Origin of the sequence: Sphingomonas sp. MS122 (assembly GCF_049532975.1) — a bacterium.
In the GTDB taxonomy this organism is placed as follows: domain Bacteria; phylum Pseudomonadota; class Alphaproteobacteria; order Sphingomonadales; family Sphingomonadaceae; genus Sphingomonas.
In genome coordinates, this window is record NZ_CP186695.1 from 2,262,273 (window position 1) to 2,284,913 (window position 22,641).

At 67.5% G+C, this 22,641-nt stretch carries 21 protein-coding genes; 7 read left to right on the forward strand and 14 right to left on the reverse strand.

Annotation, left to right across the window (positions count from 1 at the left end; all coding sequences use genetic code 11):
- Positions 1-28: 28 nt before the first annotated feature.
- Complete coding sequence (locus ACO227_RS10835) at positions 29-874, reverse strand: amidohydrolase family protein (RefSeq protein WP_423601861.1); 846 nt, start codon at positions 872-874, stop codon at positions 29-31.
- Between the two features lie 29 nt (positions 875-903).
- A complete protein-coding gene (locus ACO227_RS10840) occupies positions 904-1,104 on the reverse strand; it encodes a hypothetical protein (protein ID WP_423601862.1) in 201 nt (66 codons plus the stop codon).
- Between the two features lie 183 nt (positions 1,105-1,287).
- Between ACO227_RS10840 and ACO227_RS10845 the strand changes: the two genes are divergently transcribed.
- Entirely contained in the window at positions 1,288-1,521 is a 234-nt protein-coding gene (locus ACO227_RS10845) for a hypothetical protein (RefSeq protein WP_423601863.1), read from the forward strand.
- A gap of 67 nt (positions 1,522-1,588) precedes the next feature.
- Positions 1,589-1,951, forward strand: a complete 363-nt coding sequence (locus ACO227_RS10850) for a zf-TFIIB domain-containing protein (protein WP_423601864.1) — start codon at positions 1,589-1,591, stop codon at positions 1,949-1,951.
- A gap of 72 nt (positions 1,952-2,023) precedes the next feature.
- Here the strand turns inward: ACO227_RS10850 and ACO227_RS10855 are convergent, their stop codons facing one another.
- Positions 2,024-3,448: an aldehyde dehydrogenase family protein gene (locus ACO227_RS10855; RefSeq protein ID WP_423601865.1), complete on the reverse strand. Its 1,425-nt coding sequence runs from the start codon at positions 3,446-3,448 to the stop codon at positions 2,024-2,026.
- Positions 3,449-3,536: 88 nt separating this feature from the next.
- On the opposite strand from ACO227_RS10855, the gene ACO227_RS10860 reads away from it, so the two are divergent.
- The gene (locus ACO227_RS10860; protein ID WP_423601866.1) at positions 3,537-4,511 is read left to right on the forward strand and encodes a quinone oxidoreductase family protein; all 975 of its coding nucleotides are present in this window, start codon (positions 3,537-3,539) and stop codon (positions 4,509-4,511) included.
- Here the strand turns inward: ACO227_RS10860 and ACO227_RS10865 are convergent.
- The 7 genes from ACO227_RS10865 to ACO227_RS10895 all read right to left on the reverse strand — a co-directional run bounded on the left by ACO227_RS10865 (position 4,508) and on the right by ACO227_RS10895 (position 13,553).
- Positions 4,508-5,800, reverse strand: coding sequence for a M20/M25/M40 family metallo-hydrolase (locus ACO227_RS10865; protein WP_423601867.1), 1,293 nt, complete (start codon positions 5,798-5,800; stop codon positions 4,508-4,510). The two genes, ACO227_RS10860 and ACO227_RS10865, sit on opposite strands and share 4 nt — an antisense overlap.
- A 40-nt stretch (positions 5,801-5,840) precedes the next feature.
- Entirely contained in the window at positions 5,841-7,313 is a 1,473-nt protein-coding gene (locus ACO227_RS10870) for a PQQ-dependent sugar dehydrogenase (protein WP_423601868.1), read from the reverse strand.
- A 127-nt stretch (positions 7,314-7,440) separates the two neighbouring features.
- Positions 7,441-8,490: a phytase gene (locus ACO227_RS10875; protein WP_423601869.1), complete on the reverse strand. Its 1,050-nt coding sequence runs from the start codon at positions 8,488-8,490 to the stop codon at positions 7,441-7,443.
- Complete coding sequence (locus tag ACO227_RS10880; protein WP_423601870.1) at positions 8,490-10,805, reverse strand: TonB-dependent receptor plug domain-containing protein; 2,316 nt, start codon at positions 10,803-10,805, stop codon at positions 8,490-8,492. Before ACO227_RS10880 ends, ACO227_RS10875 begins: the two co-directional genes overlap by 1 nt.
- A gap of 150 nt (positions 10,806-10,955) precedes the next feature.
- Positions 10,956-11,516, reverse strand: coding sequence for a contractile injection system tape measure protein (locus ACO227_RS10885; RefSeq protein WP_423601871.1), 561 nt, complete (start codon positions 11,514-11,516; stop codon positions 10,956-10,958).
- A gap of 185 nt (positions 11,517-11,701) precedes the next feature.
- Complete coding sequence (gene glnA, locus ACO227_RS10890) at positions 11,702-13,114, reverse strand: type I glutamate--ammonia ligase (RefSeq protein WP_423601872.1); 1,413 nt, start codon at positions 13,112-13,114, stop codon at positions 11,702-11,704.
- A gap of 100 nt (positions 13,115-13,214) precedes the next feature.
- The gene (locus tag ACO227_RS10895; protein WP_265118857.1) at positions 13,215-13,553 is read right to left on the reverse strand and encodes a P-II family nitrogen regulator; all 339 of its coding nucleotides are present in this window, start codon (positions 13,551-13,553) and stop codon (positions 13,215-13,217) included.
- Between the two features lie 307 nt (positions 13,554-13,860).
- Here ACO227_RS10895 and ACO227_RS10900 point away from each other — a divergent pair, with 307 nt between their 5' ends.
- Positions 13,861-15,675, forward strand: a complete 1,815-nt coding sequence (locus ACO227_RS10900; RefSeq protein ID WP_423601873.1) for a DUF885 domain-containing protein — start codon at positions 13,861-13,863, stop codon at positions 15,673-15,675.
- Positions 15,676-15,742: 67 nt separating this feature from the next.
- Here the strand turns inward: ACO227_RS10900 and ACO227_RS10905 are convergent, their stop codons facing one another.
- Genes ACO227_RS10905 through map form a run of 4 tightly spaced genes read right to left on the reverse strand, consistent with a single transcriptional unit; the run spans position 15,743 to position 18,876 of the window.
- Positions 15,743-16,924 (reverse strand): NAD(P)/FAD-dependent oxidoreductase, encoded by a 1,182-nt coding sequence (locus tag ACO227_RS10905; RefSeq protein WP_423601874.1) that lies wholly within the window; start codon positions 16,922-16,924, stop codon positions 15,743-15,745.
- Between the two features lie 33 nt (positions 16,925-16,957).
- A complete protein-coding gene (locus ACO227_RS10910) occupies positions 16,958-17,794 on the reverse strand; it encodes a sterol desaturase family protein (protein ID WP_423601875.1) in 837 nt (278 codons plus the stop codon).
- Positions 17,795-17,852: 58 nt separating this feature from the next.
- On the reverse strand, positions 17,853-18,035 hold the full coding sequence (locus ACO227_RS10915) for a hypothetical protein (protein WP_343518784.1): 183 nt from the start codon (positions 18,033-18,035) through the stop codon (positions 17,853-17,855).
- 13 nt (positions 18,036-18,048) lie between these two features.
- Positions 18,049-18,876, reverse strand: a complete 828-nt coding sequence (gene map, locus ACO227_RS10920; RefSeq protein ID WP_423601876.1) for a type I methionyl aminopeptidase — start codon at positions 18,874-18,876, stop codon at positions 18,049-18,051.
- A 65-nt stretch (positions 18,877-18,941) separates the two neighbouring features.
- Between map and ACO227_RS10925 the strand changes: the two genes are divergently transcribed.
- The 3 genes from ACO227_RS10925 to ACO227_RS10935 all read left to right on the forward strand — a co-directional run bounded on the left by ACO227_RS10925 (position 18,942) and on the right by ACO227_RS10935 (position 22,596).
- Positions 18,942-19,697 carry a competence/damage-inducible protein A gene (locus ACO227_RS10925; RefSeq protein WP_423601877.1) on the forward strand — a complete coding sequence of 252 codons (756 nt, stop codon included), beginning with the start codon at positions 18,942-18,944 and terminating at the stop codon, positions 19,695-19,697.
- 69 nt (positions 19,698-19,766) lie between these two features.
- The gene (locus tag ACO227_RS10930) at positions 19,767-21,185 is read left to right on the forward strand and encodes a M16 family metallopeptidase (RefSeq protein ID WP_423601878.1); all 1,419 of its coding nucleotides are present in this window, start codon (positions 19,767-19,769) and stop codon (positions 21,183-21,185) included.
- Between the two features lies 1 nt (position 21,186).
- Complete coding sequence (locus tag ACO227_RS10935) at positions 21,187-22,596, forward strand: M16 family metallopeptidase (protein WP_423601879.1); 1,410 nt, start codon at positions 21,187-21,189, stop codon at positions 22,594-22,596.
- Positions 22,597-22,641 lie beyond the last annotated feature (45 nt).

Below are 22,641 nucleotides of genomic sequence, written 5' to 3' on the forward strand. Positions count from 1 at the left end.
GGCAATGGGATGGAAGCGGTCGTCCGATCTACTCCAGCCCGAACAGCCGTTTCGCGTTCGCGTAGCGGATCTTGGCCTTCTCCGCTTCGCTCAGTCCGAGCTTGTCGAGCGCGGCGAGCGTCGCCGGGAGCGTCAGCTGGGGAAAGTCCGAGCCGATCAGGACATTGTCGATGCCGACGTTGCGGATCGTCCACACGAACTCGTCCTGGATCGGCGAGCCGGCGGCGATGTTCACCCCGCCGGAGATGTCGAAATAGATGTTGTTGCCGAACAGATTCTCCGCCGTGCGGGCGAGGGGGAGGATGTTCCAGAAGCGGAAGTTGAGCCCGCCCATATGCGCGAACAGGAACCTGGTCTTCGGCGCGGCGAGCGCGAGGTTGAACAGCTTCTCGCAATCGCCGGGCAGAATCGCGGCATTGTCCATCATCACTACCACGCCGAGCTCGCCGGCGCGCTTCGCCAGCGTCAGCACGCGTGGATCGGCGGCGTCGAAGCGCTGGGTGTGCGGGTGGATCTTGAGCACCTTGACCCCGCGCGCGGCGACGCGCTCGAGCTCGGCGACCGCGGCGGCGCCGTCATAGGGGTGGACCGTCGCGACGGGGAGCATGCCGGGATGGCGCGCGGCCATCGCGATCAGCGTGTCGTTGTTGGCGCGGGTCTGCTCGATCTTCCCTTCGGGGGCTTGGTGCGGGCCGCCGAACCACATCGCGCTGAAGCCGGCGACCTTGAGGTTCGCGGCCTTGAGCTGAGCTTCATAGTCGGGAATCGACGCCTCGCCCTTGTGCAGGTGGACATGCGCGTCGAACACGGGTTCCTGGGCGAATGCCGGCCCCGATACGGCCAGCATGGCGCCGGCGAGCAAGAACGATTTCACGCGAGTCCCTCCGCTTCGATTGTTCCGTCTCAGTCGGGGCGGCGCCGTACGCGATCGACCAGCGCGACCGCGATCAGCAGGGCGAGCCCGATGCCCATGCCGCTGATGAAGCCGACCGAGGGCTGGCCCTTGAGCACGCCGATCACCGTGCCAACGACCAGGCTCAAGGCGAGCAGCGCGCCGCCGGCGATCGGCGCTTTCGTGGGCGGGGCGGGAGGCTTGCGGTCCATGGACCTGTCCTTGCCACGTCCCGCCGCGGGACGCCACCGTCCCGTTGCGGCACGGCTGGAACGGGAAAAAGCATATGGTTTCCGTGAGTTTACCCTCGCAACGCGCGGAAGAGCCGGGGTTCGTCCGGCTGGCACGCACGGTGCGTGCTGGCGCGCGTCCCCACGCCGGAGTGCCCCCCGCTCATGTCGTCCGCCCTGTCTGCAACATCCGCCTTGCCCTATCTCGCCGATCGCGCCCACGTGACCGACGCGGCGGAGCTGATCGCGCTGTTCGGCGACGATGCGGGGTTCGAGGCGGCGGCGCGCGCGGACCGCTATCGCGATCTCGGCAACCACATCAACTTCTGCCGCTGGCGCCAGATCGAACGGCTGATCGTGCTGATGAGCGTCAACCGCGCGGTGGGCACGGTTCACTGATCGCGGACGTTGCAGTGGTGGCAGCCGCTCCCTAGCTTGCGGGCATCGACCACGACAGGAGCAACTGATGCGAACCCCCGAAGCCGTTGCCGGAATGCTGTGCCCCGTGTGCAAGACGGGCCTCCACATGAGCGACCGGCAGGGGATCGAGATCGATTACTGCCCGCAATGCCGCGGCATCTGGCTCGACCGCGGCGAGCTCGACAAGATCATCGAGCGCAGCGGCGCGGGCGAAGCCCCGGCCGCGCCGCAGGCGCCCCAGGCACCGCCGCCCCCGCCGCAGCAGGGCGGTCCGTGGCAGCAGGGCGGCGGCTATCCGCCGCAGCAGGGCGGCTATGGGCAGCAGGGCTATGGGCGGGGCGGCTATGGCCACGATCCCTATTACAAGCACAAGCGCCGGAAGAGCTTCCTCGAGGAACTGTTCGATTGAGGCAATTCCTCTCCGGAACGGGGAGGGGCAGCTTCGGCGGCGGTCCCCCTCCCCGTGCCGGGGAGGTCCAGGTCAGGCGAGCGCGCCCACCATCGCCTTCACTTCCATGAACTCGGCAAGCCCGAACTTGCCGTGCTCGCGGCCGTTGCCCGACTGCTTGTAGCCGCCGAAGGGCAGGCTGGGGTCGGGCTGACCGCCATTCACATAGACCATGCCGGCGCGCAGGCGGGGGGCGACGCGCTTCACCTCGTCGGGGGAGCCGAACACCACGGCTGAGAGGCCATAGTCGGTGTCGTTGGCGATGCGGACCGCCTCTTCCTCGTCCTTGTAGGGGATGATCGTCACCACCGGGCCGAAGATCTCCTCGCGCGCGATCATCATGTCGTTGCGCACGCCCGAGAACAGCGTGGGCTTGACGAAATAGCCGGTCTCGACGCCGTCGGGACGGCCGGGGCCACCGGTCTCGAGCTTGGCGCCCTCCTCGAGCCCCTTGCGGATCAGGCCCTGGATCTTCTCCCACTGGGTCTTGTTGACGACCGGGCCGATGTGGCGGCCCTCCGCGGCGGGATCGCCGGTCTCGACCGCCTTCATCACGCCAGTGGCGATCTGCGCGGCCTCGGCCGCCTGGCTCTCGTGGACGAGCATGCGCGCGGGGGCGATGCAGCTCTGGCCCGAGTTCATGAGCACGCTGAACAGCCCGACCTGGACCGCCTTGCCGAGATCGGCGCCCGGGAGGATGACGTTGGGCGACTTGCCCCCGAGCTCCTGATGGACGCGCTTGACCGTGTCGGCGGCGTTCTTCGCGACCTGCACGCCTGCGCGGGTCGAGCCGGTGAAGCTCACCATGTCGACATCCTTGTGGCGGCTGAGCGCGGTGCCGACGCCGGGGCCGTCGCCCTGGACGAGGTTGAACACCCCCGCGGGGACGCCGGCCTTGTCCATGATCTCGGCGAAGATCGCGGCACAGGACGGCGCCTCCTCACTCGGCTTGAGCACCATCGTGTTCCCCGCGGCGAGGGCGGGGGCGACTTTGGCGACGATCTGGTTCATCGGCCAGTTCCACGGCGTGATCAGCGCGACCACGCCGATCGGCTCGTGCACCACCAGGCTGTTGCCGATCCGCTCCTCGAACTGGAAGTCGCGCAGCGCCTTGATCGTCGACATGAGGTGGCCGATGCCGCTGCCGACCTGCGCGGTCCTGGCCAGCGAGATGGGCGCGCCCATCTCCGCCGCGATCGCCTCGGCGAGGTCACCGGCGCGGTTCTTGTACTCGGCGAGGATCGCCTCGAGCAGCGTCGCTCGTTCCTCGACGCTGGTGCGCGAGAAAGTCTCGAACGCCGCCTTGGCCGCGGCGACGGCCTTGTCTGCGTCAGCTTCCGAGCCCAGCGTGATCTCCGCCACGGCGGTCTCGGTGGCGGGGTTGATCACCTCGTGGCGGGTGCCGCCCTCGCTTTCGACCCACTCGCCACCGATATAGTGCCTGAGATAGCTGCGCATCCTCGCCTCCGGATTTTCCAAGATCGGGTATGGTCGACTAGATGGCGGCGGAACCGATGGGTTGCAACCCGAAACTGGAGGTGAGTGCATGGCGCGAATGGCGGTGATCGAGAAGACCGGCGGGCCCGAGGTGATCCAATGGGTCGAGCGCGAGCTGCCGCCGCCCGGGGCTGGAGAGGTGCGGGTGCGGCACAATGCGGTGGGACTCAACTTCATCGACACCTATCACCGCTCGGGACTCTATCCGGTGCCGTTGCCGAGCGGGCTGGGGAGCGAGGCCGCCGGGGTGGTCGAGGCCGTGGGCGCGGGGGTGACCTCGCTCGCGCCTGGGGATCGGGTGGCGACCTTCGGGCCGGGGCTGGGCGCCTATGCGTCCGAGCGCAACGTGCCGGCGGAAATCCTGGTGAAGCTGCCCGACGCGATCTCCGACGAGGTCGCCGCGGCGGTGATGCTCAAGGGCTGCACCGCGGAATATCTGGTCGAGCGCGCGGCGAGGGTGCAGGCCGGGATGACCGTGCTGGTCCATGCCGCGGCGGGCGCGACGGGACAGCTGCTGGTGCAGTGGCTCAAGCATCTCGGCGCGAGCGTGATCGGCACGGTGGGGTCGTCGGACAAGGCCGAGCGGGCGCGGGCGCTCGGGGCGGACCATGTGATCGAGTACAAGCGTGAGGACATCGCCGAGCGGGTGCGCGAGATCACCGATGGCGCGGGCGTGCCGGTCGTGCTCGACGGGGTGGGCGGGTCGACCTGGGAAGCCTCGCTAAAGTCGGCGGCGCGGCGCGGGCTGATCGTGAGTTTCGGCAATGCCGGCGGGCCGGTGGAGGGTGTGAACCTCGGCACGCTGAGCCGTCACGGCTCGCTGTTCGTCACGCGGCCGACATTGGGGGATTATTACGCGACGCCCCAGGAGCGCGAGACGGGCGTGGCGCGATTGTTCGAGCTGGTCGCGAGCGGCGTGCTCGGCGTCGAGATCGGGCAGCGCTTCAAGCTCGAGGACGCTGCCGAGGCGCACCGCGCGATCGCGGCGGGCGAGACGATGGGCGCGACGCTGCTGATCCCCTAGCGCTTCTCCTTGCTCAGCCGCGTGATCAACGCCGCGCTACGCAGCGCCTGGAGCGGAAGCGAAGTCAGGTCGACCCACTCGCCCTCGGCATGCGCGCCGCCGCCCGCGGCGCCGAGGCCGGCGAGCGTGTCGACATCCGCGGCGACGAAGGCCGAATCCGCGGCGCCACGGCGCGCCGGGTCCATCTCGGCCATTTCGGGAAGCTTGAGCTCGCGGTTGACGATGTTGAGCTTGGCCAGCAGCGCGCGGTTGCCGTCGGTCGGCGCCATCGGCGGATAGCCCTCCTGGAAATCGAGCTTGGCGCTGGTGCCCGGCAGGCTCTTGGCGACGATCGCCAGCATCGCGGCGCGAGTCTTGGCGTCCTGCTCGGGGGTCAGCGCGCGCAGGTCGCCGCGCGCGACCGCCTGTTCGGCGACGATGTTGGTCTTGCCGCCGGCGCTGACCTGATAGTTGTTGGCGGCGAGCGTCGCGGGGGTGCCCGCGGCCATCACGCCGACGTTGAAGGTCAGGTTCGCCTCGGGCAGCGTGCGGCGGAACTCGTCGAGGATGCGTGCCAGCTCATAGGCCGCGCCATAGCCGAGATTGGCACCGAACACACCGCTCGAATGCCCGGTCCTGCCGGCGGTGGTCAGCGTCCAGTTGGTCGAGCTGCGGCGCGCGACGGTGCCGGTGTCCTTGCCATCCTCGCGCGCGAGATTCTCATATTCCAGCGCGACGTCGGCCCATTTGCCCGCAGCGATCAGGTCGCGGCGCGCGATCGCGAGCGGCGCGCCGGTGCGCTCCTCGTCGCCGGTCAGGACGATCTTGATGTCGGCGTTCCTGAGCGTCCCCGCCGCCTGCATCGCGCGCATCGCGGCGATGATCACCACGACCCCGCCCTTGTCGTCGCCGATGCCGGGGCCGCTGGCGCGTGTCCCCTCGCGAACGAATTTCTGGAAGGGCGATTCGGGCTCGAACACCGTGTCGAGATGGCCGATCAGCAGGATGCGCTTGCCGCGGCCATTGCCCCTGTGAGTCGCGATGAGGTGGCCGGCGCGGCCGGTCTCCTTCATGTCGATCCACTCGACCTGGAAGCCGAGCGGTTCGAGCTCGGCGCGGACCATCGCGCCGACCCTGGTCACGCCGTCGAGATTGAGCGAGCCCGAGTTCTGGTTGACCAGCTTCTCCAGCAGCGCGACGTGGCGCTCGGTCTCGGCGGTGACGGTGGCCGCCATCTTCTGCTCGGCCGCAGTCTGGGCGGCGGCGGGCAGGGCGACGAGGAGGGCGAGCGGAGCGAGGATGCGGAGCATGGCGCGCAGTTAAAGCGGCTGGCCGCGCGCCCGGCAAGCCTCAGCCGGGCGTCACCATGAAGATCTCGCCGTCGAGATCGACGAGGAACAAATTGCCCGCGGCATCCTCGCCGAACGAGGCGAGCTGGTTGATCGTCCCGGCGTCCGGGGTGAAATCCAGATTTCGGCGCTCATACTGGCTCGAGGCGAGCGTGCTGCCCGCGACCAGCGAGGTCGCCGGAACGCTCCAGATATTGCCGCTGATGAAGTCGCCGAACACATAGGCGCCGACGAGCGAGGTGACCGGGCCGCGGTAGACATAGCCCCCGATCACGGAACGGCCCTGCCGCGGGCCGGTGCCGTGGGTGTATTCGGTGACTGGCGCGGTGAGCCCGGCGGGTGCGGTGCCGCTGAAGGGCTGCGTCCCCTCGAGGAAGCGCCAGCCGAAATTGAGGCCCGGCTGGTCGGGCCGGACCACGTCGATCTCCTCGCGCGCATTCTGGCCGACATCGCCGATGATCAGCCGGCCATCGGGCGCGAAGGAGGCGCGGAACGGGTTGCGCAGGCCGAGCGCGAAGACATGCGGGTCACCACCGCCGGCGAGAAAGGGATTGCCGGGGGCCGGGACATAGTTGCCGCCGCTCTGGGCGAGGCGCAGGATCTTGCCGAGGCGCACATTGGTGTTCTGGGCATTGTTGCCCGGATCGCCGCTGCCGCCGCCGTCGCCGATCGCCATGTAGAGATGTCCGTCCGGGCCGAAGCCGAGCCAGCCGCCATTATGGTTGTTGTTGGTGGGGTGGGGTATGCGCAGGACTACGGTGTAGGGCGTCGCCGGGCTGCTCAACGACAGTGCGCGGAGCTCTACTGCCCCGTCTGGCGCGGTCGCGACGACGAGCGCTTCGCCATAGGTGGCGGGCGCATTGGTGTTGACGACGAGGCCGAGCAGCCCGCGCTCGCCATCGGTCGCGAGGCTCCCCACGGTGCGCACCAGCGTCTTCGCGCCGGTTGCCGGATCGAGCCGCCAGATGCCGCCGCCTTTCTCGACGACATAGACCTGCGCGGAACCGGGGATCGGGGCGACGTAGAGCGGCTGACTGAAGCCGGTGCCGACGCGGCGTACGGCGATGCCCTCGCGGGTGTCGGTGACGGTGATCGCGACGTCCTGCGTGGCGGTGAGCGAGCCGTCGCTGACGCGCAGCTGGACTTGATAGACATTGTCGCCGTCGGCGTCGGTGGGCAGCTCGAAGCTCGGTGCGGGTGCGAACGCCAGCGCACCCGCGGGCGTGATCGTGAAGCGACCGGCATCGGCGCCGCCGGCGATCGAGAAGGTGAGCGGGTTGCCGTCGGGATCGCTGGCGGTGGCGGTGTAGGCGGCGGTGGTGTTCTCCGCGACCGAGGCGGTCGCGGCGGAGGTGAAGCTGGGCGCGCGGTTGGCCGGGGAGGGAGTCGGCGTGGGCGTGGGTGTCGGGGAGCCGCCGCCGCTCCCGCTGCATGCGGCGAGCAGCGCCGCGGTGCCGATGAGAACCAGCCGCATCGCTTCCTCCTGTCGTGACAGGTCCGAAACGCGCGAGCGCGGCTTTGTTCCCGCGGCGCGGGAAGAGTCGTGGTTAGCGCCGCTACACCATATGCCGCGCGGCCGAGCGGGCCGCGCGATCACTGGATCAATCGAGGTTGAGCGCGGCCTTGATGTCGGCCCAGGCAACGAACTTGAAGTTCTGCGCGTGGGGCGGGTTGTAGCCGTCCTGCGCGATGAACAGGCCGCCGGGATAGCCGGGACCGAAATCGCCGGTGATCACTTCGATCCCGTCGGTCTCCTCGGTCGAGCCGAGCTGGCCGGCGGCGACGCGGAAGCGGCCGACATAGGTTTCGTCGGACAGGCGGTAGACGGCATAGGCATGGTCGCCCTGGCTCGAGACCAGGAGATAGCCGCCATTGCCCTCACCCTCGGCGGCGATGGCGACGCCCTCGACATCGATGGTCAGGCGCTGGCCGTCGGCCGCCGCGATCCTGGTGCCCTCGACCGAACCTTCGGCGCGCGCGTCGAAGCGCCACACGCCGGCATTCTCTTCCCCCGCATAGAGGCGCTGGGTGCGCTCGTCGACGACGCAGCCCTCGGATTGCGTCGCAAGCTTCATCGTGCGGACGAGCTTGCCGGTGGGCGTGGCACCCGACAGGTCGAGTTCGATCTGGCGGATGGTGCCGTCCTTGATCACGTTGAAGGCGTGGAGCTTCCCACTGGTGCGGTAAAGGCACACGCCATAGGCTTCGCCGGCGCCGGCCGGCACTGTTCCGAGCGGGACGAGCCTGGCGGCGGCGGTGTCGAGGCGGAACAGCGCGAGCTTGGCGTTCTTGCGATCGTTGCGGTCGCTCGCCGCGACGATGATCCCGGCGTCGTCCATGTCGCGCAGGTCGACATTGTTGACCTGGCCCGCGTCGATGAAGAAGCGGTCCTTGCCGCTCAGGTCATAGACGTGGAGCCCGGCCTTCTTGTCGGTGCCGACGATCAGGCTGGCGGCGGGGTCCGCCGCGTTGCGCCAGATCGCGGGGTCGTCCGCGGCATCGGCATTGGCGGTACCGACCGCCTGGGTCTCGCCACGCGCCTGGACCGTCTGGGCGGGCGTGGTGGGGATGACCGGGACCTTGGGACCGGTGGCGGCGCAGCCTGCCGCCGCGAGCGGCAGCAGGCTGATCATCAGGGCGTTCTTCAGCATCAGAAGGCGACGCGTGCCATGACCTGGAACACGGGGCCAGCCTTCTCGCGCTCGAGCTCATACTCTTCATAGTCGTCGCGCGCGATCTGGCCGGTGATGCTGTTGAACTTGTCGAAGGCTTCACGCTTCTCGCCGTCGAGCAGGTTCGAGCCGACCGCGCGGAGCGTGATGTTCTTGCCGAAGCGCTTCTCGACGAACACTTCGAGGTCCGCGCCGTAGGTCGTGTGGACCTCTTCCAGATAGTTGCGGTCGAACGCGCCGCCCTGCTTGCGGTAGGTCGCGCCGAACGCCGCGCCGAAGCTCGGGAAGTTCTGGATGAAGCCGAAATTGTAGACATAGTCGGACTGGCCGTTGAAGCGGCGGTCGCCGAACTCGTCGGTGATCTCGCTGTCGAGCAGCGAGAAGTTGCCGAACACGCCGGTGTCGGGCAGGCCGAGAAAGCCGAGGCTGGTCGAGAGGTCGAACTCGATGCCGTAGACCTTGCCGTCGCCGGTATTGGCCGGGGTGTAGACGAAGGTGCCGGGGCCGCCGCTGCCCTCTTCCTGGGTATTAATGACCTCGATCAGGTCCTTCACGTCGCGGTAGAAGAAGTTGATCCCGATCACGCCGGTGCTGCCGATGCGATGCTCGTAGCCCAAGTCCGCGCCCCATGCCGATTCGGGCTTGAGGAAGGGATTGCCGGCCAGATCATTGTCGCCGATCTCCTCGAAGATGCCCGGCGTGATGTGGTCGAAGCGCGGGCGGCGAACCGTGCGCGCGCCCGAGACGGTGATACGGCCGCCGCCGCCGACCTCGATCTTCGCCGACGCACTGGGCAGCAGATGGTCATAGTCCTGCCGCACGGACAGGCCGTCGACGCGGTTGGTGATGCGGCTGTTGGTATTCTCCCAGCGCAGGCCGACTTCCCAGCGCACCGAACCGGTGTCGCCCTCGATCAGCGCGAACAGGTCCTTGCGTTCTTCCTTGACCCGGCTGTCGGCGGTCGGCGCGAAGCCGACGAAGCCGGCGGCATAGAGTTCGGGGCTCAGCGCGAACTGGCTGTAGCTGGTGTGGAAGGCGGTCGTGAGGTTGAAGCGCTGGCGGGTCGCTTCCTCGACATCGGCGTTGCGGACCTTGTTCTGGTAGTAGCCGCCGAATGCAAGATCGATATCCTTGCCGAGCGGCGCCTTGTGCTCGAAGCCGGCGCTGAACTCGGTATCGACGATATGCGTGTCGAAGCGGTCGCCGGTGAAGCGGGGCGTGGTGCGATCGAACTCGATCTCGTTCTCGGTCTCCCACTGCTCGTCGTTCATCTTGGCGTAGCCGACCTTGAGCTTGGTCTCGCCCGCCGACCATTCGTGGCTGATCTTGGCCCCGATCGAATAGTTGAACTGGTCGATATTGTTGATGTTCGAATTGTCGACCAGCAGGTTGCCGCCCGCGCCGTTGCGGACCGAGCCGCCCGAGCCGGTGGCCGAATTGTATTCGAACGAACGCTCGGTCTCGAGGCGATCGGTACGGACATAGAAGCCGCTGAGCTCGAAATCGGTGGTCTCGCCGTCGATATCGTAGCTGGCGTTGAAGGCGTAATCGGTGCCGTCGCGCGTGTCCGACTGATCCTCGCGGTTCTGCAGCGTGCCGCCCGGCTCGTCGAAGCGCAGGCTGAACTTCTTCTTGGGGTTGTAGCGGCCCTGCACATTGGCACCGAGCAGGATGCGGCCCGGTCCGACCTTACCGCCGAACACCGCGCCGAGGCTCGGCTTAACCTCGCCGTCGTCGAAGAACAGGCCGCCGGCGCGGACATAGCCGCCGTCGAGCTGGTAGCCGTCGCGCAGCACGATATTGAGCGTGCCGGCGACCGCGTCGCCGGTGCGGCGCGCGGAGGAGGAGCGGACGATCTCGACCTGCTTGATCAGCTCGGCTGGAATGCGGTCCATGAAGAAGCCGCGATCGGCCTGATTGCCGGGCACCTTCTCGCCGTTGATCAGGATCTGGGTGTAGCCCGGGTCGAGGCCGCGCAGGCGCGGGCCGTCGCTCTCGATCACGTCGGAGAGGAAGGTGACCGAGGGCACGCGCTTGAGGGCGTCGCCCGCGGTCAGCGGCTCAAAGCGCTGGAAGAACTCATTATCATAGACCAGCTCGGGCTCGGCGCCTTCGGTGCGATTGCGATAGGCGATGGTGCCGTTGACGACGACGTCGGCGGCGGTTTCGATCTCCCCCGTCGCCGGAGCCGGCTGGGCATCCGCGTCGGCAGTCTGCGCAGCGGCGGGCACGGCGAGGCCCAGAGCGAGGCTGCCGATGCCGGCGGTGAGGAGAAGCTTGCAAGTCGTGTTCATAACGCCCCCGTCATCAAGAGTCGGGGCGCTCTAGGCAGGCTTTCTGACAGTCGGGTGCGGTTTCGATGACTCTTCGGGGTCGAATATATTACAGTTTCGCGGCGCTGAATTTCGCGACTTTTTGGTCACACTCTGGTGGTCGGCCTCGGCTTACCAGTCCCAGGTGACGTCGATGAGGTGCGGCATCCAGCGGTGACGGATCAGCGTGAAGCTCCAGGGCAGCGTCTGGAGCAAGACATCGTAGCTCCTGCGCTGGACGGTAAGACGCCAGAAATCTTCCCCGGGCTCGATCCGGCCTTCGCGTTGCAGCCAGCCAATGCGCAGGCCATCGATCGACGTGTCCCGCATCTGCGGCCAGTGGGCGATCACGGCAGCAAGCAGCCCGCCGCAGATTTCGAGATCGGTCTCGACGACGGCAATCGCCGGAGCGACCGGTGCGGAAAGCGGAATTCCGGCCAGCAGCTTGTTGAGTGCCAGCTCCGGCTCGGGGGTGTCGAGCCGGCCGGTGACGAGATATTGGAGAAGATGCACCGCCCGCGACGCCGCCTCCGGGCCTCCCATATGGGGCTGGCCGTCGGTGCCCGCCGTCAGCAGACCAAGCCGATCGAAGAGGAGCGGGAAATAAGGGTGGAGCAGAACCAGCCCGGCATTGGCAATGTGAACGGGATGCCCCAATCCATCCTGGAGCATTCGCTCGATCTCGACGGACATGGTCTTCTCTCCCCCGGAAGGTGCGGCGATGCGCCCTCGATGCGACTATATTCCGGGGGCGCAACCTGTCGAGCGCGAGGATCGAACGACCCGCACGAAAACGCCCGGACCCTCACAGGTCCGGGCGTCTCGCTGTCCGGCGCCGCTTCCCCCGGGGGGGGCGGCGCTTGGGAACGGATCGGCGATCAGGCCGAATAGTACATGTCGAACTCGACCGGGCTGGGGGTCATCTCCCAGCGTGCGACTTCGCCGCGCTTGAGCTCGATATAGGCGTCGATCTGGTCCTTGCTGAACACGTCGCCCTTGAGCAGGAAGTCCATGTCGGCTTCCAGGCTGTCGAGTGCCTCGCGCAGCGAACCGCACACGGTCGGCACCTCGGCCAGTTCCTCGGGCGGAAGGTCATAGAGGTTCTTGTCCATCGGGTCGCCCGGGTGGATCTTGTTTTGGATGCCGTCGAGGCCCGCCATCAGCAGCGCGGCATAGGCGAGATAGGGGTTCGCCAGCGCGTCGGGGAAGCGGAACTCGACGCGCTTCGCCTTGGTGCCCGCGCCGTACGGGATGCGGCACGAGGCCGAGCGGTTGCGCGACGAATAGGCGAGCAGCACCGGCGCCTCATAGCCCGGCACCAGCCGCTTGTAGCTGTTGGTGGTCGGGTTGGTGAAGGCGTTCAATGCCTTGGCGTGCTTGATCACGCCGCCGATGAAATAGAGGCACATCTCGCTGAGGCCGGCATAGCCGTTGCCCGCGAACAGCGGCTTGCCGCCGTCCCAGATCGACATGTGGGTGTGCATGCCCGAGCCGTTATCTTCCTTGATCGGCTTGGGCATGAAGGTCGCGGTCTTGCCATAGGCATGCGCGACCTGGTGCACGACATACTTGTAGATCTGCATGCGGTCGGCGGTCTGGACCAGCGTGCCGAAGGTCAGGCCGAGCTCGTGCTGCGCGGCGGCGACTTCGTGGTGGTGCTTGTCGCAGGGCAGGCCCATTTCGAGCATGGTCGAAACCATCTCGCCGCGGATGTCGACGGCGCTGTCGACTGGCGCGACGGGGAAGTAGCCGCCCTTGGCGCGCGGGCGGTGGCCCATATTGCCGCTCTCATACTCCTTGCCGGAGTTGCCGGGCAGCTCGATATCGTCGAGCGCGTAATAGCTGGTGGAATAGCTGTTCTCGAAGCGGACGTCGTCGAACATGAAGAACTCGGCCTCGGGACCGACATAGACGGTGTCGCCGATGCCGAGCGACTGGAGATAGGCCTCCGAGCGCTTCGCGGTCGAGCGCGGGTCGCGGGCATAGAGCTCGCCGGTCGAGGGCTCGACGATGTCGCACACCAGGATCAGCATCGGGGTGGCGCTGAACGGATCGACCCAGACGGCGTCGAGATCCGGCTTCAGGATCATGTCCGACTCGTTGATCGCCTTCCAGCCCTCGATCGACGAACCGTCGAACATCAGGCCGTCGGTCAGCTCGTCCTCGCCGAGCACGCCGGCGACCATGGTCAGGTGCTGCCACTTGCCCTTGGGGTCGGTGAAGCGCAGGTCGATCCACTCGATCTCCTGATCCTTCACCATCTTCAGAATGTCGGCGGCGGAATTAGCCATTGGAACCAAGCCCCTTTCTCTCGCTTGTCAGTACCGGCAAGTGCCGGAGAATCATGTTGCGCCGCAGCGCAGTTTCGTGAAATTTTTGCAGTGCGTCAAATCAGATGGCGTTGTCGTCGCGCTCTCCCGTGCGGATGCGCAGCGCGGTCTCGACCGCGGTGACGAAGATCTTGCCGTCGCCGATGCGGCCGGTCTGCGCAGCGGTCGCGATCGCCTCGACCACGCGGTCGGTCAGCGCGTCCTCGACCACCACCTCGAGCTTCACCTTGGGCAGGAAGTCGACGACATATTCGGCGCCGCGATAGAGCTCGGTATGCCCTTTCTGGCGCCCGAACCCCTTGGCCTCGGTCACGGTGATCCCCGACACCCCCACCTCGTGCAGCGCCTCCTTCACCTCATCGAGCTTGAACGGCTTGATGATGGCTTCGATCTTTTTCACGGCCTGTCGTTCCCCTGCTTTATGGGCCCTGGTGTCGCGCGCGCTCGTCCCGGCTTGCCTGGTCCCGCGTTGATGCGGGCGAAGGCACGGACAAGGATCAAGCGAAACGCCCCTCGGCGCGCGGGTTGCACGAGCCGTGCCAAGAATCCGCGCCGCAGGAATCCGCGGGCGGGCGACGGCGGCGCACCGGCGCCTGCCTAACAATTGGGCAGTCAACGGCAAATGATGCGCGATTGCGGGGCAGCCTTGCGAGCGGCGGAGCGGAGGTGTAGCGGTTCGCTATAACACCTGACCGGGGACTCTACCGATGCGCTTCGCCACCGTTCTTCTCGCCACGCTGCTCGCCAGCACCGCCGTTTCCGCCGCGCCGGCGCAGCAGGTTCCGCCGCCCGCGGCGCAGCCGGGCGAGAGCGCGGAGGACGCGCGGCTGCGCAAGCTGTTCCACGACAGCGACGAAGCGCTGCTCAAGCGCCAGCCGCTACAGGCGATCTTCCGCGGCGACCTGCGCTACGCCGACCGGCTCGGCAACTATTATACCGACGCCTTCAACGCGGCCGAGAAGGCGGCGGCCGAGGCGGACCTCGCTGCACTGAAGCGCATCGACCGCGCCAAGCTCAACCCGGTCAACCGCATCGCCTATGACGTGTTCAAGGCGGACCAGGAGCGTGGACTCAAGGGCTTCCGCCCGGCGATCCTCGGCGTCACCAAATATCTGCCGATCGACCACTTCAACGGCTTCCAGACCTTCTACCCCGACTTCGCGTCGGGACAGGGGGCGGCGCCGTTCAAGACGGTGGTCGACTATGAGAACAATCTGAAGCGCAACGTCGAATATGCCGCGACCTATGACCGCGTGATCAGCTTGTTCCGCGAAGGCATGAAGCGCAAGATCGTCCAGCCGAAGCTCGTCGTGCGCAACATGATCGGCCAGTTCGACAAGCTGATCGCGCAGGGCGTCGAGGGCTCGGTGTTCTACGCGCCGGTGAAGACGTTTCCCGAGGGGGTGAGCGCGGCCGATCAGGCGCGGCTGCGCGCGGCCTATGCGGCGCAGGTCAAGGACGTGCTGATCCCGGCGCACCAGCGCATCCGCGACTTCCTGGCCAACGAGTATCTCGCGGCGGCGCGCGACAGCGTCGGAACGTCCGCGCTGCCCGGCGGCGCGGCGGTGTACGACTATGCGATCGAGAGCAACACGACGCTGCCGCTGAGCGCCGATTATGTGCACAATCTCGGCCTGTCCGAGGTCAAGCGCATCCTCGCCGAGATGGAGGTGCAGAAGGCGAAGGTCGGGTTCAAGGGCACGCTGGCCGAGTTCTTCACCTTCCTGCGCACCGATCCGCAGTTCCAGCCCAAGAGCGCCGAGGCGCTGCGCGAGGGCTATGAGGCGATCGGCAAGCGCGTCGACGCACGCGTGCGCGAGCAGTTCTCGCTGATCCCCAAGACCCCGCTCGAGATCCGCCCGGTGCCCGATTACCGCGCCGAGGGCGATGCCGCGGGCAGCTATGTCCAGGGCACGCCCGACGGATCGCGGCCGGGGGTATTCTTCTACAACACCCACGACCTGCCGGTGCGCTACATCTGGGGAATGGAGACGCTGTACCTGCACGAGGCAGTGCCGGGACATCATTTCCAGATCAGCCTGGCGCAGGAGAATGCGGCGCTGCCGGCGTTCATGCGCTTCGGCGGCAACACCGCGTTCGTCGAGGGCTGGGCGCTCTACGCCGAGACGCTGTACAAGGACCTCGACGTCGCGGTGGAGCCGTACCAGCGGATGGGCGGCCTCAGCGACGAGATGCTGCGCGCGATGCGGCTGGTGGTCGACAGCGGGCTCCACGCCAAGGGGTGGAGCCGCGAGCAGGCGATCGATTACATGCTCGCCAACTCGCCGATGCCCAAGACCGACGCGATCGCCGAGGTCGAGCGTTACATCGCGATTCCGGGACAGGCGCTGGCCTACAAGGTCGGCCAGCTGACGATCCTCAAGGCGAAGGCCAAGGCCAAAGCGGCGCTGGGCGACAAGTTCGACCCGCGCGCCTTCCATGCCGAGGTGCTCGACACCGGCGCGCTGCCGATGCCGGTGCTCGAGAAGAAGATCGACGACTGGATCGCGGCGGCGAAGTAGCCTCCTCCCTACACCCTCACCCTTCCCACTCGCTGCCTTCGGCAGCGGAAGGGCGAGGGTGAACAGCCTAGATCGCCATTCCCGCCGCCCAGCCGCTCGCCCAGGCCCATTGGAAATTGTAGCCGCCGAGCCAGCCGGTGACGTCGACCGCCTCGCCGATCGCGTAGAGGCCGGGCGTGTCGCGCGCCTCCATCGTCTGCGAGGAGAGGCCGGCGGTGGCGATGCCGCCGATCGTCACCTCGGCCTTGGCGAAACCCTCGGTGCCATTGGGGTGGAAGCGCCAGGCGGCGAGGCGGCGCTCGGCTTCGGTGAGCTTCTTGTCGGGCGTGTTGGCGAGTTCGGTGTCGAGCGCAAGCTGGTCGGCAAGCGTGTCGGCGAGGCGATTGGGGAGAGCGTCGCCGAGCAGCTTGCGCAAGCTCGCGCTGGGCTGGGCGCGCTTGGCGTCGGTGAGCCAGCCGGCGGCGCGATCGGGCAGGAAGTCGATCTCGACCGGCTCGCCATGGCGCCAATAGGAGCTGATCTGGAGGATCGCGGGGCCGGAAAGGCCGCGGTGCGTGAACAACGCCGCTTCGCGGAACTTCGCCTTGCCCGCGCGCGCCTCGACCGGGGCGGCGACGCCGGACAGGTCGCGGAACAGCACTTCGTCCCCGCCGAGCGTCAGCGGCACCAGCGCGGGGCGCGGCTCGACCACCTTGAGGCCGAACTTGCGCGCGAGATCATAGGCGAAGCCGGTCGCGCCCATCTTCGGGATCGACGGGCCGCCGGTGGCGATGACGAGGGCAGGGGCGCTGGCCTCGCGACCGCCCCAAGCGACGCGATAGACGCCGTCAGCGTGCGATACGTCGCGGATCGCGTGGCCGAGCGCGACCTCGACTCCGCCGGCCTCGCATTCCGCCAGCATCATCGCGACGATCTGCCTGGCGCTGCCGTCGCAGAAGAGCTGGCCCAGCGTCTTCTCGTGCCAGGCGATGCCATGGCGCTCGACCAGCGCGAGGAAGTCGTGCTGGGTGTAGCGGCGCAGCGCCGACTTGGCGAAATGCGGATTGGCCGAGAGATAGCGGTCGGGCGCCACGTGCAGGTTGGTGAAGTTGCAGCGCCCGCCGCCCGAAATCAGGATCTTCTTCCCCACCTCGCCGGCATGATCGATCAGCAGCACGCGCCGCCCGCGCTGGCCGGCGGTCGCGGCGCACATCATCCCCGCCGCGCCGGCGCCCAGGATGATCGCGTCGAAGAAGGCGGGGGCGGGCATCGGCGGCTCCATGCCCGCTTTGCCGCGCGGGGGCTAGGCCGGGCTGCGCGATGCCTCGGGAAGCGGCGCGGCCTCGGCCACGGGCTCGCCGCCATAGCGCCAGGGGAGATCGATCCATTCGCGCAGCGTGCGCGGCTGATCGATTCCGGCGATGCCGGTCGCGGGCCATTCGTCGCGCGCGGGGAAATAGGCGGTGCCGAACAGGCGGTCCCAGAGCGGCGTGATCGCGCCGAAGTTGCGGTCGAAGTGCCGCGGCTCGAGCGAATGGTGGATGCGGTGGAACTGGTTGTCGACCACCAGCCAGCGCAGCGGGCGCAGATGCAGCCGCGTCGAGGAATGGATATAGGCCGATTGCAGGTGGAGCAGCAGCACGACCAGCGGCGCGGTCGCCGCGCTTTCCGACAGGATCAGGCTGGCCGGCAGGGCGATCAGCAGCGACTGGACCATCGGCTCGGTGAAATGATGGAAGGAATTGGTGCTGTTGAGCTCGCGGATCGAATGGTGCACCGCGTGATAGCGCCATAGCCAGCGGTGCTGGGCGCGGTGGCACCAGTAGAAGAAGAAGTCGCTGACCAGCGCGGCGGCGAGCGGCGTGGCGACCAGCGCCAGTGCGCCGGTCCACGAGATCGCCGCAGGCAAGACGATCAGCGGCGCGATGCCGAGCCTGGCGCGAAACGCGCTGAGTCCGGCATAGATCAAGGTCGCGACCAGCGACCAGATCGCCCAGAACACCAGACCGGGGACGCGGCTGGCGAGCGAATGCTTCTCATGCGGGAGCAGCAACTCGATCGCGGTGACCAGCGCCAGCACGAACACCGCGACCTGCGCGCCGGGCCAGAGCAGGGCAACGATCGAGGCGAACGAGTCCATCCGGCCGTGCTAGCCGTACATCCATGCCGAAAGGTTAAGCTCGTCGCGCTCGGGGGCGCTATCGCAGCTTCGCGATCGACAGCCCGTCGGCTTTCGCGCGGTCCTTGACCGATTCCTCGCTGCGGGTCAGCGCCTTCGCGATCGCCTTGAGCGCCATGCCCTTCTTCGCGAGCGTATGCAGCTTCTGCACCTCGTCCGGCCGCCAGGGCTGGCGGTGGCGCTCGAACTTGCTGTCGGACATCAGGCGCCGGCCCTCACAGATACGGCGGGCTGTGAAGGCCGGTCGGGCTCTGCGTGAAGATCTCGCAGCCGTCCTCGGTGATGCCGATCGAATGCTCGAACTGCGCCGAGAGCGAGCGGTCGCGCGTCACCGCGGTCCAGCCGTCGTCGAGCAGCTTCACGTCGGGACGGCCGATGTTGATCATCGGCTCGATCGTGAAGAACATGCCGGGGCGCAGCTCCGGGCCGGTGCCGGGACGGCCGACGTGGACCACCTCGGGCGCGTCGTGGAACACGCGGCCGAGGCCGTGGCCGCAAAAGTCGCGGACCACGCCGTAGCGGTGCTTCTCGGCATATTTCTGGATGGCGTGGCCGATATCGCCCATCGTGTTGCCGGGCTTGGCCTGCTCGATGCCGAGCATCAGGCATTCATAGGTGACGTCGACCAGGCGCTTCGCCTTCAACGGCACGTCGCCGACCAGGTACATGCGGCTGGTGTCGCCGTGCCAGCCGTCGAGCAGGGGCGTCACGTCGATATTGACGATGTCGCCATCCTTGAGCGTCTTCGGCCCCGGGATGCCGTGGCACACGACATGGTTGATGCTGATGCAGCAGCTGTGCGTGTAGCCGCGATAGCCGAGCGTCGCCGGCACCGCGCCGCCGTCGAACATGCGCTGCCGCACGAAATCGTCGAGCTCCGCCGTGGTCACGCCCGGCACGACATGCGGCACCAGCGCGTCGAGGATCTCGGCGGCGAGGCGGCCGGCGGCGCGCATGCCGGCGAATCCCTCAGGGCCATAGAGCTTGATCGCCCCGTCGCGGGCGAAATTGGTGTCGGCGGTCACGGCAACATATTCGGTCATCGATGTGATATAGGCGAAATGCGCCCGCTTTGCGAGTGCGCCGCCGGGCGCTATGGCCGATGCCCATGAGCGAGCGCATCTGGACCGCGGGCCTGGTGGTGATCGGCGACGAGATCCTCTCGGGCCGCACGCAGGACAAGAATGTCGCGCAGATCGCGGTGTGGCTCAACGTGCAGGGTATAAGGCTGGCCGAGGTGCGGGTCGTGCCCGACGTGCAGGAACGCATCGTCGAGGCGGTGAACGCGATCCGCACCGGCTATGACTATTGCTTCACTACCGGCGGGATCGGCCCGACGCATGACGACATCACGGTCGATGCGATCGCAGTGGCGCTGGGCGTGCCGGTGGTCGTCCACCCGCAGGCGCGCGCGCTGATGGAACGCTACTACGAGACTCGCGGAGGCCTCACCGAGGCGCGGCTGCGCATGGCGCGGGTGCCCGAGGGCGCCGAGCTGATCCCCAACCGCATGTCGGGCGCGCCGGGCATCCGCGTCGGCAATCTCTTCATCCTGGCGGGGGTGCCGCACATTACCGCGGGGATGCTCGACGCGCTCACCGGCACGCTCGAGGGCGGGCGACCGGTCGTAAGCGCGACGATCGGCTGCTGGGTTGCCGAAAGCGAGATCGCCGTGCTGCTCGGCGAGACCGAAAAGGCGTTCGCGGGGGTGGCGATCGGCAGCTATCCCTTCTTCCGCGAAGGCCGGACGGGCGCCAACTTCGTGGTGCGCGCGACCGATCCGGCGCTCGTCGAGGCGTGCGTCGGCGCGCTCGGCGGGCAACTCGCCGCCGCGGGGTACGAGGTCGTTCCCGGCGGAATCTGATATCAGCGCCCTTTACGTGCGATGCTGTACTGATAAGGTAACACAGTTCGTCGTGCTGAGGGGATCAACATGAAGATGAAACGGTGGATGGCGGCGCTTGCGCTGGCCGGGGCGGCGCTGCCGCTCGGCCTGGCGGCGACGCCCGCGGCAGCCCGGGGCGCCGCGCAGAAGCTTTCGGTCGAGACGCAATATTTCACGTTGCCCAACGGCCTGCGCGTGGTGCTGGCGAAGGACTCGATCTCGCCCACCGTCACTGTCGGTGTCTATTACGGCATCGGCTTCCGCATCGAGCCGCGCGAGCGCACCGGCTTCGCGCATCTGTTCGAGCATCTCTTGTTCCAGGGATCGAAGAACGCGCCTAAGGGCGTGCACATCAGCACCATCAGCAATGCGGGCGGCATCCTCAACGGATCGACGCGCTACGACTTCACCAATTATTTCGAGGTGGTGCCGTCCAACGCGCTCGAGCGCATGCTTTGGCTCGAGGCCGATCGCATGGCGAGCCCGGTGATCAACGACGAGGTGCTCAAGAACCAGCAGGGCGTCGTCGGCAACGAGGTCAAGGTCAACGTCCTCAACCAGCCCTACAGCACTTGGCCGTGGATCGACCTGCCGATGCTGGCCAACACCAACTGGTACAACAGCCACAATTTCTACGGTGAGCTCAAGGAGATCGAGGCGGCGACGGTGGCGGACGCCAGGCAGTTCCATGATGCCTTCTACAAGCCGAGCAACGCTGTGCTCGTGGTCGCGGGCGACATCGACTATGCGGCGACACGCGCGATGGTCGAGAAATATTTCGGCTGGATGCCCAAGGCCGCGCCGGTCAAGCTCCCCGACATCTCCGAGCCGCGCCAGACGGAGGAGAAGTTCCGGAGCCGCGTCGACAAGCTCGCGCCCAAGCCCGGCTGGGCGGCGGGTTATCACGTTCCGCCGCGCGGCACGCCCGAATGGTATGCGATGGGCCTGATCGACCAGATGCTGGTCAAGGGGCAGGACAGCCGCCTCTACCGCAAGCTGGTCGCCGAGACCGGCATCGCGGGCGAGGTCGGCGGCGGGATCAACTTCCCGCTGGGTACGATGTTCAACTATCAGGGCCCGATGCTGTGGAGCTTCAACTTCACGCACGACGCCAATCGCAGCCGCGACGAGATCAAGGCGGCGGTCGACAGCGTGATCGAGGATCTGCGCACCAAGCCGGTGTCGGCCGAGGAGCTGGCGCGGGCACGGACCAAGATGCGCTCGTCGCTTTACTCGACGATCGACGGGACGGGGCGGATCGGCCTGATCGACCTGCTCGCGGTCTATGCGCTGTTCGACAACGACCCCGCCAAGGTCAACGGGATCGAGGACGGCTTCGCCAAGGTGACGCCGGCGCTGATCCAGAAGACCGCGCAGGAATATCTGCGCCCGACCAACCGCTCGATCTATGTCATCGACCCCGGCGCGGCCCAGCCTGCCGCCGCCAAGCCCGCGGGAGCCAAGTAAGATGCGCCGCATGATCGCAAGCCTGACGGCTGCCGCCCTGATCGCTGGCCCCGTTGCCGCACAGGAGCTTCCCTCGACCCCGCCGCCGATCCCCGCGCCCAAGGCGTTCACGGTTCCGGCGTCGGAGACCTATTCGCTCGCCAACGGGATGAAGGTGACGCTCGTTCCCTATGGCGTGGCGCCCAAGGCGGTGGTGTCGCTGGTCACCTATGCCGGATCGGTCAATGAGGGCGAGGATACCTGGCTCGCGCTGCTCGCCGTCGACATGATGAAGGAGGGCGCCGCCGGGATGACCGGTGCGCAGATCGCGCAGAAGTCGGCCGACATGGGCGGCGGGCTCGGCACCAATGCCAGTCTCGAAAGCTCGACGGTGACGCTCAACGTGCTGTCCGAGCGCGCGGCGGAGGCGATTGCGCTGGTCGCCGACGTGGCGCAACGCCCGGCTTATCCCGACAGCGAGCTCGCGCGCGTCAAGGCCAACTGGAACCGCCGCCTCGCGGTGGCGCTGAGCCAGCCGGGCACGCTCGCCGATGCGGCGCTCGACCGCGCCTATTACGGCACCGATCACCCCTATGGCCGCGTGCTGCCGACTCCGCAGCAGTTCGGCACCTATACCACTGCGCAGCTCAAGGCGTGGCATGCGGCGAATTATGGGGCGAAGCGCTCGCACCTCTACATCGCCGGCAAGTTCGATACCGCGGCGGTGAAGGCGGCGATCGAGAAGGCGTTCGGCGGCTGGGGCGCGGGGCCCGAGCGACTGTCGCTGCCGCCGACCCCCAAGCCGGGGCCGCAGGTGTTGCTGATCGACCGGCCAGGTGCGCCGCAATCGACCTTCAGCATCGCTTATCCGGCGCCGCGCGCGGGCACCGCCGAGGATATCCCGATGCGCGTGTCGAACGCGCTGCTCGGCGGCTCGTTCAGCTCACGCATCACGCGCAACATCCGCGAGGCGAAGGGCTATACCTATTCGCCGGGATCGGGCGTCGCCTTCTATCCCGCCAATGCGGTGTGGACCTTCAACGCCGACGTGACCACCGCGGTCACCGGTCCCGCGCTCAAGGAGGTGTTTCACGAGATCCGCACGCTGCAGACGAACCCACCGGGCGAGGAAGAGGCGGCGGGCATGCGCCAGTATATGGCGGGTCTGTTCGTGATCCAGAACTCGACGCCCGCCGCGCTGGTCAACACCATGGCGACGCGCGACTCGCTCGGCCTGCCCCGCGACTGGATGGACACGTACGTCCCTGCTACGCTCGCGGTGACCCCGGCGCAGATGAGCGAGGCGGCGAAGAACTTCCCGCTCGACAAGTTAACGCTGGTGGTGGTGGGTGATCTCAAGGTGATCACGCCGCAGCTTCAGGCGCTTCCCGAGTTGAAGGGGATCGAGTTTAAGACGGTCACCGTTCCCTGAACGAATATTCAGGTTGACCAAGAAAGTAATATGGGGATGGCGCGA

Excerpts from the sequence above, each read along its gene's own strand:
- ACO227_RS10860 (WP_423601866.1), top strand. The coding sequence starts at position 3,537 with ATGGCGCGAATGGCGGTGATCGAGAAGACCGGCGGGCCCGAGGTGATC.
- ACO227_RS10885 (WP_423601871.1), bottom strand. The coding sequence starts at position 11,516 with ATGTCCGTCGAGATCGAGCGAATGCTCCAGGATGGATTGGGGCATCCC.
- ACO227_RS10880 (WP_423601870.1), bottom strand. The coding sequence starts at position 10,805 with ATGAACACGACTTGCAAGCTTCTCCTCACCGCCGGCATCGGCAGCCTC.
- ACO227_RS10925 (WP_423601877.1), top strand. The coding sequence starts at position 18,942 with ATGAGCGAGCGCATCTGGACCGCGGGCCTGGTGGTGATCGGCGACGAG.
- ACO227_RS10905 (WP_423601874.1), bottom strand. The coding sequence starts at position 16,924 with ATGCCCGCCCCCGCCTTCTTCGACGCGATCATCCTGGGCGCCGGCGCG.
- ACO227_RS10865 (WP_423601867.1), bottom strand. The coding sequence starts at position 5,800 with ATGCTCCGCATCCTCGCTCCGCTCGCCCTCCTCGTCGCCCTGCCCGCC.
- ACO227_RS10910 (WP_423601875.1), bottom strand. The coding sequence starts at position 17,794 with ATGGACTCGTTCGCCTCGATCGTTGCCCTGCTCTGGCCCGGCGCGCAG.
- ACO227_RS10855 (WP_423601865.1), bottom strand. The coding sequence starts at position 3,448 with ATGCGCAGCTATCTCAGGCACTATATCGGTGGCGAGTGGGTCGAAAGC.
- ACO227_RS10935 (WP_423601879.1), top strand. The coding sequence starts at position 21,187 with ATGCGCCGCATGATCGCAAGCCTGACGGCTGCCGCCCTGATCGCTGGC.
- ACO227_RS10875 (WP_423601869.1), bottom strand. The coding sequence starts at position 8,490 with ATGCTGAAGAACGCCCTGATGATCAGCCTGCTGCCGCTCGCGGCGGCA.
- ACO227_RS10930 (WP_423601878.1), top strand. The coding sequence starts at position 19,767 with ATGAAGATGAAACGGTGGATGGCGGCGCTTGCGCTGGCCGGGGCGGCG.
- map (WP_423601876.1), bottom strand. The coding sequence starts at position 18,876 with ATGACCGAATATGTTGCCGTGACCGCCGACACCAATTTCGCCCGCGAC.
- ACO227_RS10840 (WP_423601862.1), bottom strand. The coding sequence starts at position 1,104 with ATGGACCGCAAGCCTCCCGCCCCGCCCACGAAAGCGCCGATCGCCGGC.
- ACO227_RS10845 (WP_423601863.1), top strand. The coding sequence starts at position 1,288 with ATGTCGTCCGCCCTGTCTGCAACATCCGCCTTGCCCTATCTCGCCGAT.
- ACO227_RS10870 (WP_423601868.1), bottom strand. The coding sequence starts at position 7,313 with ATGCGGCTGGTTCTCATCGGCACCGCGGCGCTGCTCGCCGCATGCAGC.
- ACO227_RS10900 (WP_423601873.1), top strand. The coding sequence starts at position 13,861 with ATGCGCTTCGCCACCGTTCTTCTCGCCACGCTGCTCGCCAGCACCGCC.
- glnA (WP_423601872.1), bottom strand. The coding sequence starts at position 13,114 with ATGGCTAATTCCGCCGCCGACATTCTGAAGATGGTGAAGGATCAGGAG.
- ACO227_RS10850 (WP_423601864.1), top strand. The coding sequence starts at position 1,589 with ATGCGAACCCCCGAAGCCGTTGCCGGAATGCTGTGCCCCGTGTGCAAG.
- ACO227_RS10915 (WP_343518784.1), bottom strand. The coding sequence starts at position 18,035 with ATGTCCGACAGCAAGTTCGAGCGCCACCGCCAGCCCTGGCGGCCGGAC.